The following is a 13,282-nucleotide window of genomic DNA, read 5'->3' as shown; positions in this document are numbered from 1 at the left end:
AAATGAGCACGATCAGCCCATGAGCGGCAGCCCAGGACCGGCCCCCGAAGCAGACACGGCGAACGGACCACCCCCGGCCCGGCTCCGGCGCGAGCGGCGCGGTCTCCCCGGTCTCCCCGGTACGCTCCGGGACCGCGCCCGCGGCGCCCTCCTCGGCCTCGCCGTGGGTGACGCCCTGGGTGCCCCCGCCGAGAACATGAAGCCCTCCCGGATCAGGGAGCGCTGGGGCCGTATCGAGGGCTTCGTCCTGGACGAGCCCGCGGGTACGGACGACACCGAGTACGCGATCTTCTCGGGGATGCTGCTCGCCGAGCACGGTTCGGCGCTGACCGTCGCCCATGTCGAGGCGGCGTGGCACCTGTGGATCGCCGACCGCGACGAAGGCCCGTTCCGCGGCGCGGGGTTCAGTGAGCGCGGCACTCTGGAGAACCTGCGGCGCGGTCTTGCCGCCCCAATCTCCGCCCAGCACCGGCACGCGTGGAGCGACGGACTCGCCATGCGGGCCGCGCCGTTCGGGGTGTACGCGACGGGCCGGCCCGCCGAGGCGGCCCGGCTGGTCGCGGTGGACGGCACGGTCAGCCATGACGGCGAGGGGATCTACGGAGGACAGGCCGTCGCCGCCGGAGTGGCCGCCGCCATGGTGAGCGACAGCCCCGACGCGGTGGTGCAGGCCGCGCTCTCGGTGATCCCCGAGGACTCCTGGACCGCCCGCTCACTGCACCGCGCGGTCAGCGCGGCCCGCCGGGCGGTACCGGGCCCGGACGGCTCGCCGCTCCCGGTCGAACGCGCGGTGCGCTCGGCCGTCGTGATCGGCGGGTACCCGTGGACCGATCTGGCACCCGAGGCGGTGGGCCTCGCCTTCGGGGCGTTCATCGCCGCACGCGGCGACTTCCGGGGCTCGGTGCTGACGGCCGTGAACATGGGCCGCGACGCCGACACCACGGCGGCCGTCGCGGGCTCCCTCGCCGGGGCTCTCGGCGGCGAGAGCGGCATTCCCGCCCACTGGGCCGACGCCATCGGGCCGGTGCGCGGCAGCTGTCTGCCCGCCATGGCCGGACGCCACATCCTCGACGTCGCCGACGGTCTCCTGCCGCGGCAGGCAGCGGACAGCAGCGACGCAGCGAACGACAACAGGCAGGCCGCCTCGTGACGACACAGCTGACCCGTCCCGCCGCCGAACTCTCCGGCCGCGATCCGCACCGCCGGGTGGAGGGCCTGCTCCTGGGGATCGCCGCGGGCGATGCCGCGGGCTGGCCGGCCGGGCGGCACCGTGCGGCGCTGCTGCCCAACTGGACCCGCAGGCTCACCCGCGAGCTGGACACCTTCGCCGAGCAGAACGCCACCACCACGCTGCCGGTGCCCATCGCCCTGAACCAGCCGCCGGCCCCGCTCCAGCTGGGACCATCCGACGACGCCGAGTGGGCCACGTTCACCGCGCAGGCCATCCTGTCGGCCGCCGCGTCGGGGCACAGCGACCTCTCCCCGCAGCAACGGGTGCGTTCCGCGCTGGCACTGGCCTGGAACGCGCTCGCCGACGAGGTGGCCGCCGCGTCCGCGCAGGCCGACGAGATCGAGTCGGCGCTGATGCCGCTGCGCGCCCGGATCTCCGTACGGGCCGGTCTCGGGAATCTGGCGGCGGGGCTACGGCCCCCCGCCACCGGCCATGACAATCCGCACCACTTCGACGACGCCGCCTGTGTGCGGGCCGCGGTACTCGCCGTGGTGCACCCCGGCGACCCGGCAGCCGCCGCCGACCTCGCGGAGTTCGACGCCCGCTACACCCAGGACGGCGACGGGGTGCACGGCGCCCGCGCGATGGCCGCGGCGGTCGCCGCCGCACTGGGCGGAGCGACAGCCTCGGCCTGTGTGGACGAGGCGCTCGCGCAGCTCCCCGACGGCAGCGAGATCCGCCGCAACGCCCTGCACGCGGTGACGCTCGCCCGGACCGCGACGGCCGCCGGAACGGGCCGCCCCGGCAGTGCGTTCGCGCTGGTCCCCGTACTGGAGCACGAGATCGTCGACCACGTGTACAGCTACGGGATCGCCGCCGCCGAGACGGTGCCCGTCGCGCTGGCCATGACGCTCGCGGCCGGCGGCGCGCTCGCCGAGGCAGTGCCGACCGCCGCCTGTCTGTCCCGGGTCGCCGACTCGGCGCCCGCCCTGGCGGGAGCCCTCACCGGTGCCATCGGCGGCGCCGGATCCCTGCCCGACACCTGGCGGGACAGCTGCCGCACCCTCGTCGGCTGCGCCCTGCCCCAGCTGGCCGGCACCGACCTCGTCGAGGTCGCCGCACGGCTCTCCTCCCATCTGCATGTCCTCCCGGAAGGAAACCGCTCATGACCGCGCCCATCCCCTCCCTGGAGGACCGCACCACCGGAGCCCTGATCGGCGCGGCCGTCGGGGACGCGCTCGGCGGCCCGGTCGAGGGCTGGACCCCGGAGGCCATCAGCGAGCGGCACGGCGGCCGCGTGCGGGGCATCGTGGAGCCCTTCTACAAGGAGGAGTGGCGTACGGCCCGGCCGATCGCCCCGTACCACAAGGGCGACGGGCACGTCACCGACGACACCCTGATGACCCATGCGCTGATCCGCGTCTACGAGACCGTGCGCGACCACCTCGACGCGTACGCGGTCGCCGACCACCTGGTGCCCGACCTGATGGGCACACCGCGCTGGATCCCCGAACTGGAGGCGGAGGCACTGCCGTTGCAGCGGATCTTCCTCGCCGAGAAGTGGATCGTCGCGCGGCTGCACTACGGGCACGTCGACCCGCGCGAGGCCGGGGTCGGCAACATCGTCAACTGCGGCGCCGCGATGTACATGGCGCCGGTCGGCCTGGTCAACGCGGGCAGCCCGGCGAACGCGTACGCCGAGGCCCTCGACATCTCGGGCGCCCACCAGTCCAGTTACGGCCGGGAGGCCGCGGCGGTCTTCGCCGCGGCGGTGGCCGCTGCCTGCAAGCCGGGCGCGACCCCCGAATCGGTGGTCGGCGATGTGCTCGGGCTGGCGAAGGACGGCACCCGCGCGGCGATCGAGGCGGTGTGCGAAGTGGCCGCGGCGCACGACGGGTTCGAGTCGGCGCTGAAGCCGCTGCGCGAGGCGGTGGCCCCCTTCGACACGGTGGGCCCCGAGTACCGCAAGCCGTCGCTGGGCGCCCGCCGCCCGTCGCGGCTGCACTCCATCGAGGAGCTGCCGGTGGCGCTCGGGATGCTGCTCGCGGGGGGCGGCGACTTCCGTGAGACCGTACTCGGCTCCGTCAACTACGGCCGGGACTGCGACTCCATCGCGACCATGAGCGGGGCGATCACCGGCGCGCTGTACGGCGAGGGCGCGGTCCCCGCCGACTGGGCCGGCGAGGTCGCCACGGCGAGCCGTCTCGATCTGCACACCCCGGCCGCCGCGCTCGCGGCCGTCACCCGCGAGGTGTTCGCCCGTGATCTGGAGCGGCGCCGGGAGCACGAGGCGCTGTTCGGCGCCATCGCGGGTGCCCGGTGACGGGCCCCGGCTCCCCGGCGGCGGCCGGCCGTCCGCTGCGGCTGACCTGGGTGCAGCCCGAGGATCTGGTGGGGCACGAGCTGCGCCAGGCGGCGCAGGACGGGCGCGATCCGGCGGCGGCCGAGCAGCGGTGGACGGCGGCGGGCGGCCATCTGGCACCGGCCCGCGCGGGCGCGTCCGCCGCACCGGCCGCGCCGGAGCTGCGCGCGCTCGCCTGCGAACTCCTGGACGAACTGGGCGCGACCGCCTCGCCGTTGGCGGCCGACGAGCCGACCGGACTGCCCGCGATCAGGGCGCTGTGCCCCGAGTGGCCCGCCCCCGCGGACGGTCCGGTGGACCGGGACGCGCTGCGCCCACGGCTTGAGGCGTCCTGGCTGGGCCGCGCCGCGGGGTGTGTGCTCGGCAAGCCGGTCGAGAAGCTGACGCTGGACGGCATCCGGGCCATCGCCCGCTCCACCGGCAACTGGCCGCTGGACAGCTGGTTCACCGAGGTGGGTCTCGACCCGGAGGTGGCCGCCGCCCATCCGTGGAACCGCCGCTCGCGCCCCACCTCGCTCGCCGAGAACATCGACGGGGCCCCCGAGGACGACGACCTCAACTACCCGCTGCTCGGGCTGCTGCTGCTCGACCGGTACGGGCCGGAGTTCAGCACCGCGGACGTGGCACAGCTGTGGCTCGACGAACTGCCGGCCGGCCGCACCTTCACCGCCGAGCGGGTCGCGTACCGCAATCTGCTCGCCGGGGCCGAACCTCCGGACACCGCCACGTACCGCAATCCGTTCCGCGAGTGGATCGGTGCGCAGATCAGGGCCGATGTCTTCGGCTGGACCCACCCGGGCGATCCGGGCGCGGCCGCCGGCGCGGCCTGGCGGGACGCGGTGCTCACCCATACGGCGAACGGGGTGTACGGCGAGATGTTCGCCGCCGCGGTCATCGCGGCGGCCGCCGGCGGCGGCGAGGACATCCACGCGTGTCTGCGGGCCGGCCTCTCGGTCGTCCCGCCCGGTTCCCGCTACGCGGCCGCCGTGCGCTTCGGTATCGGCCGGGCCGCCGCCGAACCGCTGGGCACCGCAGCCGCGTTCGAGTCGGTCGTGGACGAGCTGCACACGGCGTACGGCGACCACCACTGGGTGCACGTACTGCCGAACGCGGCGCTCCTCGCGGCCGCGCTCACCCATGCGGACGGCGACTTCACCGGCTCCATCTGCCGTGCGGTGTCCGGAGGCTGGGACACCGATTCCAACGGGGCGACGGCGGGCAGCGTCGCCGGACTGCTCGCGGGCAGCCCGCGCGCGGTGCCGGCCCGCTGGACCGCGCCACTGCGGAACCGGCTGGCCACCACGGTCGGCGGCCTGGACGGCATCGGCTTCGACACGCTCGCCGAGCGCACGCTGCGCCATGTGCGGCGGAGGGACAGGGCGGTATGAGCAGGGCAGCGGAGGAGCAACGACTCATGCACGACGACGACATGACACACACGACGGACGCGGAAGACACCACGGACGCGACAGACACAGCAGGCCCTCAGCCGTCCTCCCTCGGAGGGCTGCGCGTCCTCGACCTGGCGACGCTCTTCGCCGGGCCGCTGGCCGCGACCCTGCTCGGCGACTTCGGAGCCGAGGTCATCAAGGTGGAGCACCCCCGCAGGCCCGACCCCTCACGCGGGCACGGTCCCAGCAAGGACGGCGTGGGGCTGTGGTGGAAGCTGCTGGGCAGGAACAAGCGGAACATCACGCTCGACCTCTCGTCGCCCGGCGGCCGTGACGTGCTGCTGCGGCTGGCCGCCGAAGCGGACGTGGTCATCGAGAACTTCCGGCCCGGCACCCTGGAGAAGTGGGGCCTCGGCTGGCCGGAGCTGTCCGCCGCCAACCCCCGCCTCGTGCTGGCGCGGGTGACCGGGTTCGGCCAGTTCGGGCCGTACTCCCGGCGCCCCGGGTTCGGCACGCTCGCCGAGGCCATGAGCGGTTTCGCCGCCATGACCGGCGAGCCGGAAGGGCCGCCGACGCTCCCGCCCTTCGGCCTCGCCGACTCGATCGCCGCGCTCTCCACCGCGTACGCCGTGATGGCGGCCATCGCCGGGCGCGACCGCACCGGGCGCGGCCAGGTCGTGGACATGGCAATCATCGAACCGATGCTGGCGGTGCTGGGCCCGCAGCCCATCTGGTACGACCAGCTCGGCTACGTACAGCCGCGCACCGGCAACCGGTCGAACAACAACGCGCCGCGCAACACCTACCGCACCCGCGACGGGAGTTGGGTGGCTGTCTCGACGTCGGCCCAGTCGATCGCGGAGCGGGTGATGCGGCTGGTGGGGCGGCCCGATTTCATCGACGAGCCGTGGTTCGCGTCCGGGGCGCAGCGCGCCCGGCACGCCGACGAGCTGGACGGGGCGGTCGGCGACTGGATAGCCCGGCACGACCGGGCCGATGTGGTGAAGGCGTTCGAGGAAGCGCAGGCGGCCATCGCGCCGGTCTACGAGATCGGCGATGTCATGGCCGACCCGCAGTACAAGGCGCTGGGCACGATCGCGGAGGTCCCCGACGAGGAGCTGGGCACCATCAGGATGCAGAACGTCCTCTTCCGGCTGTCCGGCACGCCGGGCGCCATCAAGTGGGCGGGGCGGCCGCACGGCGCCGACACCGACGCCGTACTGACCGGGATCGGCCTGGAGCCCGCTGACATCGCGGCCCTGCGGGAGTCGGGTGCGGTCCGGTGAGCGTGTCGGAGGAACTGCCCGCGCGCAGGCCGGTACAGACCGTACTGACCTGGTTGTACGTACCCGGCGACCGGCCCGCTGTGGTGGCGCGGGCGCTGGCGGCAGGCGCCGATGTGGTGCTGGTCGACCTGGAGGACGCGGTCGCGCCCGACCGCAAGGCGTACGCACGCGACGCCACCGCCGAACTCCTCGCGGACCCGGCCCCCGGACCTTCGCCGGTCCATGTCCGCATCAACGCGCTGGACGGCCCGCTCGCCGAGGCGGACGTACGGGCCGTCGCCGGACTGCCGGGTCTCGCCGGGCTGCGGCTGCCGAAGGCCAACGGGTCAGCGGAGGTGCGCAGAGTGGCCGGCTGGGCGGCCGCCGCTGGCCGGACGGGTGTCCCGCTCTATCCGATACTGGAGTCGGCGCTCGGCGTGGAACGTGCCTACGAGATTGCCACGGCCACCCCCACGGTGTGCGGGCTGGCTCTCGGCGAGGCGGATCTCAGGGCGGATCTGGGGGTGTACGACGAGGCGGGCCTCGCCTGGCCCCGGAGCCGCGCGGTGGTCGCGGCCCGGGCGGCGGGACTGGCCCCGCCCGCTCAGTCGGTGTACGCGGACGTACGCGATCTGGACGGGCTCGCGGCGTCCTGCGCACGGGGCCGGGCGCTGGGATTCCTGGGGCGCGCGGCGATCCATCCGAGGCAGCTGCCGGTGATCGAGCAGGCGTATCTGCCCACAGCCGCGGAGGTCCGGGCGGCGCGGGACATCGTGCTGGCCGGGTCGGCCGACGAGGGGGCGCTGGCGCTCCCCGACGGCCGCTTCGTGGACGCGGCGGTGGTGGCGGGGGCCAGGCGCACGCTGGATCTCGCGGAGCGCCGGCGCGCCTGAGACCCGGGGCACGGAGCGGGCCGGTCAGCCCTTCTCGGCCTGCGCCTCCGCCTTGACGCCGACCGGCTCGGCGGTCGCGGGCGCCTCGTCCGGCACATCGGCCGCAGCCGGGCCGCCGCTCTTGCCTTCACCGGCCGGGACGTCGGGATCGGCACCATCGGCCTCGGTGCCGGCGTGACCGTCAGCGTCCTCAGCCTTGGCCTTGGCCTTGGCATCCTTGGCGTCCGTGTCCTCGGTGGTCCCAGTGGCCTCGGTCTCGTCCTCGGCCCGGGCTTCCCGGTCCGCCTCCACGGCGGCGGGCTCGACGATCTCCTCGCGGCCCGGCCGCAGTTTCGCCGAGACGACGAGGTACGTCACGGCGAGCAGGAACATGACCAGCGCGGTCCAGTCGTTGAGCCGCAGCCCCAGGATGCGGTGCGCGTAGTCGACCCGCATGTGCTCGATCCAGGCGCGGCCCACACAGTACGAAGCGACATACAGCGCGAACGCCCGCCCGTGGCCGAGCTGGAAGCGACGGCCGGCCCAGATGACGAGGAGGCCGACGCCGACGCACCAGAGCGATTCGTAGAGGAAGGTCGGGTGGTACGTCCCGGCGACCCTGTCGGGGCCCGCACTGATCTTCAGCGCCCAGGGCAGATCGGTCGGCTTGCCGTACAGCTCCTGGTTGAACCAGTTGCCCCAGCGGCCGATGGCCTGGGCGAAGGCGAGGCCCGGGGCCAGTGTGTCGGCCCACGCGGGCAGCGGGATACCGCGGCGGCGGCAGCCGATCCAGGCACCGACGGCGCCGAGCGCGACCGCGCCCCAGATACCGAGGCCGCCTTGCCAGATCTTGAAGGCGTCGACCCAGTCCCGGCCACTGCTGAAGTACAGCTCGTAGTCGGTGATGACGTGGTAGAGCCGTCCGCCGACCAGGCCGAAGGGCACGGCCCAGACCGCGATGTCGGCCACCGTGCCCGCGCTGCCGCCTCTGGCGACCCAGCGCTTGTTGCCGTACCAGACGGCGACGAAGACACCGATGATGATGCAGAACGCGTAGCCGCGCAGCGGAATCGGCCCGAGATGGACCACGCCGGTCGACGGACTGGGAATGAAGGCAAGGTTCATGGCACCGCAGACGCTACATGGCCGGGCGGGCCGTCGGACCACCCACCCGGCAACGTATGCGTAACAAGGCCCTGTCCCGGCGGGCTCAGGCCGCGGGCGCCGGTGAGACCGTGCCCGCCTTCTTGCCCTGGTTGGCCTCGGTCACCCACTTCTTCAGATTGGCGGGCGAGATCTGCTCGTTGCCCTTCTTGGGGAAGACCGAAGAGCCGTTGAGCTCGACCGTCGGGGTGCCGCTGAAGCCGCCCTTCTGGAAGGCCGCGTTCGACCGCTTCACCCAGCTGTCGTGCTTCCCGTTGTTCACACAGGAGGTGAAGGCGGCCGTCTTCAGCCCCTTGACCTTCCCCGCCAGCTCGATCAGCTTGCTGTTGTTCGCATAGGGGTCCTGGGTCTCCTCGGGCTGGTTCTCGTAGAGCACGTCGTGGTAGGCGGGGTACTTCCGCTCGTCCTGCGCGCAGGCGGCCGCGTTGGCCGCGCGCAGCGAGCCCGTGCCGCCCATGTTGCTGTCGATGAGCGTGGCGAGGTGGTACTCGACCTTCAGCTGCCCGGAATTCTCCAGCTCGTGGATCGTGCTGCGGAAGCCGTTCTCGAACTGGCCGCAGGCCGGGCAGCGGAAGTCCTCCCAGACGGTGAGCGTGGACGGTGCGTCGCTCGCGCCCACCGGGACCGCCAGGCTGTCCTTTCCGGTCGCACCGCTCGGCACGGTGAGGGGGCTGCTCGCGCTGTCACTTCCGCTGTCCGAGCCGGAGTTGGCCGCGACCACTCCGATCACCGCGGCCAGCGCCAGCACCCCCACCACGGAGCCGCCGACGATGATTCCCCGCTTGCGCCGGTCACGGGCCTTCTGCTTCTCGCGCTCTTCGATGAGCCGCTCTCGGGCGGCCCTCTTCGCGTCTCGGTTCTTCTCGCTCACACCCGCAGCAACGAACCGGGGAGGCACGAGCGTGCCTCCCCGGTCCCAGTTCCACCCGTACGAGCGACGGCGTCAGCTTCGGCGTACGCCCTTGGCCAGGTCGCCCGCCAGTTCGCGGATGCTGTCCAGACCTGCGGCCGCGTTCTCCGCGTCGAGCATGCGCTTGACGAACGCGGATCCGACGATCACTCCGTCGGCGAATCCCGCGACCTCGGCGGCCTGTTCGGCGTTGGAGACCCCGAGCCCCACGCACACCGGCAGCTCGGTGGTGGCGCGGGTGCGCCGTACGAGCTCCTGGGCCTGCTCGCCCACGGAGTTCCTGGTGCCGGTGACCCCCATCAGCGAGGCCGCGTAGACAAAGCCGGACCCGGCCGCGGTGATCGTCGCCAGCCGTTCGTCCCTGCTGCTCGGCGCGACGACGAAGACGGTCGCGAGACCGTGCTTCTCCGCGTGCTCGCGCCACAGCGCGGACTCCTGGACCGGCAGGTCGGGCAGGATGCAGCCGGCGCCGCCCGCCTCGGCCAGTTCGGCGGTGAACCGCTCGACGCCGTACCGGTCGATGGGGTTCCAGTACGTCATGACGAGGATGGGCGCGCCCGTGGCCGCGAACCCCTCGCGCACCGTGCGCAGCACGTCGGCGATCTTCACCCCGCCCTTGAGCGCGATGTCGTCGGCGGTCTGGATGACCGGGCCGTCGAGGACCGGGTCGCTGTGCGGCAGCCCCACCTCGACGATGTCGGCGCCGCCTTCGATGACGGCCTTCACCGCCGCGATCCCGCCGTCGACCGTGGGGAAGCCGGCCGGGAGGTACGCGATGAGCGCCGCCCGGTCCTCCGCCTTCGCCCCGGCCAGGGCCGTACTGAGGAGCTCTGCGTTTCCGCCGTGCCCGCTGTTCTTGCTGGTCCCGCTCACTTGGCTGCCACCTCCGCGTCCGCGCTGTACAGCCCGAAGTAACGGGCAGCCGTGTCCATGTCCTTGTCCCCGCGGCCGGACAGGTTGACCACGATCAGCCCGTCCTTGCCCAGCTCCTTGCCGAGGTCCAGCGCACCGGCCAGCGCGTGCGCCGACTCGATGGCCGGAATGATTCCCTCGGTGCGCGACAGCAGCCGCAGCGCCTGCATCGCCTCGTCGTCGGTCACCGCGCGGTACTCACCGCGGCCGGCGTCCTTCAGATAGGCGTGCTCCGGGCCGATGCCGGGGTAGTCGAGCCCGGCGGAGATCGAGTAGGGCTCGGTGATCTGGCCCTCCTCGTCCTGGAGTACGTACGAGCGGGAGCCGTGCAGGATCCCCGGCTCACCGGCGGAGAGCGTCGCCGCGTGCTCGCCGGTCGCGATGCCGTGTCCGGCGGGCTCGAAGCCGACCAGCCGCACCGAGGTGTCCGGGATGAACGCGTGGAAGAGCCCGATGGCGTTGGAGCCGCCGCCGACGCACGCGGCGACGGCGTCGGGGAGCCGGCCCGCGCGCTCCAGGATCTGCCGTCGCGCCTCGACGCCGATCACCCGGTGGAAGTCGCGCACCATCGCCGGGAAGGGGTGCGGCCCGGCGACCGTGCCGAAGAGGTAGTGCGTGCGGTCCACGTTGGCGACCCAGTCGCGGAACGCCTCGTTGATGGCGTCCTTGAGGGTGCGGCTGCCGGACTTCACGGCGACGACCTCGGCGCCGAGCATCCGCATCCTGGCGACGTTGAGCGCCTGGCGCTCGGTGTCGATCTCGCCCATGTAGACGGTGCATTCGAGACCGAAGAGGGCGCAGGCGGTCGCCGTGGCGACGCCGTGCTGGCCGGCCCCCGTCTCCGCGATGACCCGGGTCTTACCCATGCGCTTGGTGAGCAGGGCCTGGCCGAGCACGTTGTTGATCTTGTGTGATCCGGTGTGGTTGAGGTCCTCGCGCTTGAGGAACATCCGTACGCCACCGGCGTGTTCGGCGAACCGCGGCACCTCGGTGAGGGAGCTCGGCCTGCCGGTGTAGTTGACCATGAGGTCGTTCAGTTCGGCCGCGAAGGCCGGGTCGGCCTTGGCCTTGTCGTACTCGACGGCGACCTCGTCCACCGCGGCGACGAGCGCCTCGGGGATGAACTTGCCGCCGAAGGCGCCGAAGTAGCCCTCGGCGCTGGGGATCCGGCCGTCCGGATCCGGGATGAAGAACTCTGAAGGCATGCGTGATCTCCGCAGGTACGTAAGTAGGGGTACGCAGGAGGGCAGGGTATGGCTGAGCAGCTGCTCAGCGACGCCATCGCATGCCGTTGATCTGGCCGGGTTCGGACCCGATGTGGTACCGCACCCGCCGCCCGTGCACGCGCCGTGCGGGCGCACGGCAGCCGCGGGGCCGGCACCCGCGCGCGAGACGGACTATGGCCATGGGGGGTCAGTCCCGCCCGTGCCGCAGGGCGGGGTGGGCGCCCGCGGCGACCAGGTCGGCGACGGCACCCTTCGGGTCGCGGCCGGTGACCAGGGACTCGCCGACCAGCACGGCGTCGGCGCCCTCGTTGGCGTAGGCGATCAGGTCGTGCGGCCCGCGGACACCGGACTCGGCGACCCTGACGATGGTCGAGGGAATCTCGGGTGCGACGCGCTCGAACGTGCCGCGGTCGACCTTGAGGTCCTTGAGGTTGCGCGCGTTGACCCCGATGATCCGGGCTCCGGCGGCGACCGCCCGCTCGGCCTCGTCCTCGTCGTGGACCTCGACCAGCGGGGTGAGCCCGATGGACTCGGCGCGCTCGATCAGCGAGACGAGCGCCTCCTGCTCCAGGGCCGCCACGATCAGGAGCACCAGGTCGGCTCCGTACGCCCGTGCCTCCCAGAGCTGGTACGCGGTGACGATGAAGTCCTTGCGCAGGATCGGGATGTCGACCTTGGCCCGGACGGCCTCCAGGTCGGCCAGCGAACCTCCGAAGCGGCGCTGCTCGGTCAGTACGGAGATGACGGAAGCGCCGCCCGCCTCGTAGTCGGCGGCGAGCGCCGCGGGGTCGGCGATGGCCGCCAGCGCGCCCTTCGAGGGGCTGGAGCGCTTGACCTCGCAGATGACCTTGACGCTGTCACCGCGGAGCGCCGCGACGCCGTCCTTGGCCTGGGGTGCCTTCGCGGCGCGGTCCTTGAGCTCGTCGAGGCTGACGCTCGCCTGCCGCTCCGCGAGGTCGGCGCGTACGCCTTCGATGATCTCGTCGAGCACACTCACGCGAGCGGCCCCCTTCCGGGACGTGTGGATGGATCAGGATCAGCCATGGTGATGTTATCCGTAGTAGCCCCCGGGCCCCGCATCCGGCCGGTGCGAGTTCCGCTCCGTGGACGCTCACGGGGCCAGGAAGGACCCGACGGGGAGGTTGCGCAGCACGCTGAAGACCAGGGCGACGGTGCCGATCCCCCACCAGAGGGCCGGCGGGATCGTGAACCGCGCGGACCGTCCCTGAACAGCGCGAATCAGCCACACCACCATCACCACGGCGAAGACGCCGTACCCGACGACCGCGAGCGCGTTGTCACCGATGGCCGCCGCGAAGTCGCCGTGGGCGACGGCGTGGGCGCTCCGCAGACCGCCGCAGCCCGGACAGTAGATGCCGGTGACCGCGTACAGCGGGCAGACCGGGTAGTGACCGGGGTGGTTGGGGTCGACGGCGCCGACATAGGTGAAGGCGGCGACGACCGCGGCCAGCGTGCCGAGCGGTACGAGAAGCCGGCGTACGAGCGGCTCGGGGGCCGGGGGCGCCGAGTGTCCGGGGGCCGGGGGCCCGGGGTGTCCGGGCACCGGGAGCCAGGCCGGCGGCTGGGCCGCGGCGCGGAGAGCGGCAGGGGCTGCGTTGGGGTCCACTCGGCGATTCTCCCTGTTCGTACGGGAAGGCGCAGCTCATACGGGAAGGCGCAGCCCGGAGAACCGGACTGCGCCCTGCCGGAAAATGCTCGCGGAGTAGGCCGTCAGTGTGCCTGCGCCTGGGCGGCCCGGGCCCTGGCCTGGATGCTGGCCTCGGACTCCTTCGGCATACCGAGGCCCGCGGCCTTCATGGCGAGTCCGACGACGCCGCCGATGACCACGACGACGAGTCCGGCGATGACCCCGATCGGGCTGGCCATCACCATGAAGGCGCCCGAGACGCAGAAGCCGATGAAGGCGATGATGACGCCGGTCCAGGCGGCCGGGGTGTGTCCGTGGCTGGTGCCCGCCATGAGTTGCTCCTCGTTGCTGTGTGTCCAGG

Annotated in this window: 14 protein-coding genes; 6 read left to right on the top strand and 8 right to left on the bottom strand. The window is 73.0% G+C overall.

Annotated elements, in window-relative coordinates; genetic code table 11:
* Positions 1 to 19: 19 nt before the first annotated feature.
* From OG210_RS24795 to OG210_RS24770, 6 genes are read left to right on the top strand one after another with little or no spacing between them, the layout of a single operon-like run.
* On the top strand, positions 20 to 1,150 hold the full coding sequence (locus tag OG210_RS24795; RefSeq protein ID WP_371538729.1) for an ADP-ribosylglycohydrolase family protein: 1,131 nt from the start codon (positions 20 to 22) through the stop codon (positions 1,148 to 1,150).
* Complete coding sequence (locus OG210_RS24790) at positions 1,147 to 2,340, top strand: ADP-ribosylglycohydrolase family protein (RefSeq protein ID WP_328325553.1); 1,194 nt, start codon at positions 1,147 to 1,149, stop codon at positions 2,338 to 2,340. The genes OG210_RS24795 and OG210_RS24790 overlap by 4 nt, the downstream gene beginning before the upstream one ends.
* Positions 2,337 to 3,494 (top strand): ADP-ribosylglycohydrolase family protein, encoded by a 1,158-nt coding sequence (locus tag OG210_RS24785; protein ID WP_328325554.1) that lies wholly within the window; start codon positions 2,337 to 2,339, stop codon positions 3,492 to 3,494. The genes OG210_RS24790 and OG210_RS24785 overlap by 4 nt, the downstream gene beginning before the upstream one ends.
* Positions 3,491 to 4,921, top strand: a complete 1,431-nt coding sequence (locus tag OG210_RS24780) for an ADP-ribosylglycohydrolase family protein (RefSeq protein ID WP_371538726.1) — start codon at positions 3,491 to 3,493, stop codon at positions 4,919 to 4,921. The genes OG210_RS24785 and OG210_RS24780 overlap by 4 nt, the downstream gene beginning before the upstream one ends.
* 41 nt (positions 4,922 to 4,962) lie before the next feature.
* The gene (locus tag OG210_RS24775; protein WP_371540474.1) at positions 4,963 to 6,210 is read left to right on the top strand and encodes a CaiB/BaiF CoA transferase family protein; all 1,248 of its coding nucleotides are present in this window, start codon (positions 4,963 to 4,965) and stop codon (positions 6,208 to 6,210) included.
* Positions 6,207 to 7,082: a CoA ester lyase gene (locus tag OG210_RS24770; protein ID WP_328325557.1), complete on the top strand. Its 876-nt coding sequence runs from the start codon at positions 6,207 to 6,209 to the stop codon at positions 7,080 to 7,082. The genes OG210_RS24775 and OG210_RS24770 overlap by 4 nt, the downstream gene beginning before the upstream one ends.
* A 24-nt stretch (positions 7,083 to 7,106) precedes the next feature.
* Here OG210_RS24770 and lgt read toward each other — a convergent pair whose 3' ends face one another.
* The 8 genes from lgt to OG210_RS24730 form a co-directional block, all read right to left on the bottom strand.
* Positions 7,107 to 8,186: a prolipoprotein diacylglyceryl transferase gene (gene lgt / locus OG210_RS24765; RefSeq protein WP_371538723.1), complete on the bottom strand. Its 1,080-nt coding sequence runs from the start codon at positions 8,184 to 8,186 to the stop codon at positions 7,107 to 7,109.
* An 85-nt stretch (positions 8,187 to 8,271) separates the two neighbouring features.
* The gene (locus OG210_RS24760) at positions 8,272 to 9,096 is read right to left on the bottom strand and encodes a thioredoxin domain-containing protein (protein ID WP_328325559.1); all 825 of its coding nucleotides are present in this window, start codon (positions 9,094 to 9,096) and stop codon (positions 8,272 to 8,274) included.
* A 72-nt stretch (positions 9,097 to 9,168) separates the two neighbouring features.
* A complete protein-coding gene (gene trpA / locus OG210_RS24755; protein WP_328325560.1) occupies positions 9,169 to 10,008 on the bottom strand; it encodes a tryptophan synthase subunit alpha in 840 nt (279 codons plus the stop codon).
* Positions 10,005 to 11,252: a tryptophan synthase subunit beta gene (gene trpB / locus OG210_RS24750; RefSeq protein ID WP_371538719.1), complete on the bottom strand. Its 1,248-nt coding sequence runs from the start codon at positions 11,250 to 11,252 to the stop codon at positions 10,005 to 10,007. The genes trpA and trpB overlap by 4 nt, the downstream gene beginning before the upstream one ends.
* A gap of 64 nt (positions 11,253 to 11,316) precedes the next feature.
* Complete coding sequence (trpM, locus tag OG210_RS24745) at positions 11,317 to 11,454, bottom strand: tryptophan biosynthesis modulator TrpM (RefSeq protein WP_371538716.1); 138 nt, start codon at positions 11,452 to 11,454, stop codon at positions 11,317 to 11,319.
* A gap of 6 nt (positions 11,455 to 11,460) precedes the next feature.
* Positions 11,461 to 12,270: an indole-3-glycerol phosphate synthase TrpC gene (gene trpC / locus OG210_RS24740; protein ID WP_328325562.1), complete on the bottom strand. Its 810-nt coding sequence runs from the start codon at positions 12,268 to 12,270 to the stop codon at positions 11,461 to 11,463.
* Positions 12,271 to 12,384: 114 nt separating this feature from the next.
* Positions 12,385 to 12,900 (bottom strand): DUF2752 domain-containing protein, encoded by a 516-nt coding sequence (locus tag OG210_RS24735; RefSeq protein WP_371538713.1) that lies wholly within the window; start codon positions 12,898 to 12,900, stop codon positions 12,385 to 12,387.
* Positions 12,901 to 13,004: 104 nt separating this feature from the next.
* Complete coding sequence (locus OG210_RS24730; protein WP_328325563.1) at positions 13,005 to 13,253, bottom strand: HGxxPAAW family protein; 249 nt, start codon at positions 13,251 to 13,253, stop codon at positions 13,005 to 13,007.
* Between the last annotated feature and the right edge of the window lie 29 nt (positions 13,254 to 13,282).

The organism is Streptomyces sp. NBC_00466, assembly GCF_041433995.1.
Classification (GTDB): Bacteria; Actinomycetota; Actinomycetes; order Streptomycetales; family Streptomycetaceae; genus Streptomyces.
This window is presented reverse-complemented; position numbering and strand designations above follow the sequence as displayed.

Bases quoted from the DNA above. Each gene is read 5' to 3' on its own strand.
- OG210_RS24785 (WP_328325554.1), top strand. From the start codon at position 2,337: ATGACCGCGCCCATCCCCTCCCTGGAGGACCGCACCACCGGAGCCCTG.
- OG210_RS24775 (WP_371540474.1), top strand. From the start codon at position 4,963: ATGACACACACGACGGACGCGGAAGACACCACGGACGCGACAGACACA.
- lgt (WP_371538723.1), bottom strand. From the start codon at position 8,186: ATGAACCTTGCCTTCATTCCCAGTCCGTCGACCGGCGTGGTCCATCTC.
- trpM (WP_371538716.1), bottom strand. From the start codon at position 11,454: ATGGCCATAGTCCGTCTCGCGCGCGGGTGCCGGCCCCGCGGCTGCCGT.
- trpB (WP_371538719.1), bottom strand. From the start codon at position 11,252: ATGCCTTCAGAGTTCTTCATCCCGGATCCGGACGGCCGGATCCCCAGC.
- OG210_RS24795 (WP_371538729.1), top strand. From the start codon at position 20: ATGAGCGGCAGCCCAGGACCGGCCCCCGAAGCAGACACGGCGAACGGA.
- OG210_RS24730 (WP_328325563.1), bottom strand. From the start codon at position 13,253: ATGGCGGGCACCAGCCACGGACACACCCCGGCCGCCTGGACCGGCGTC.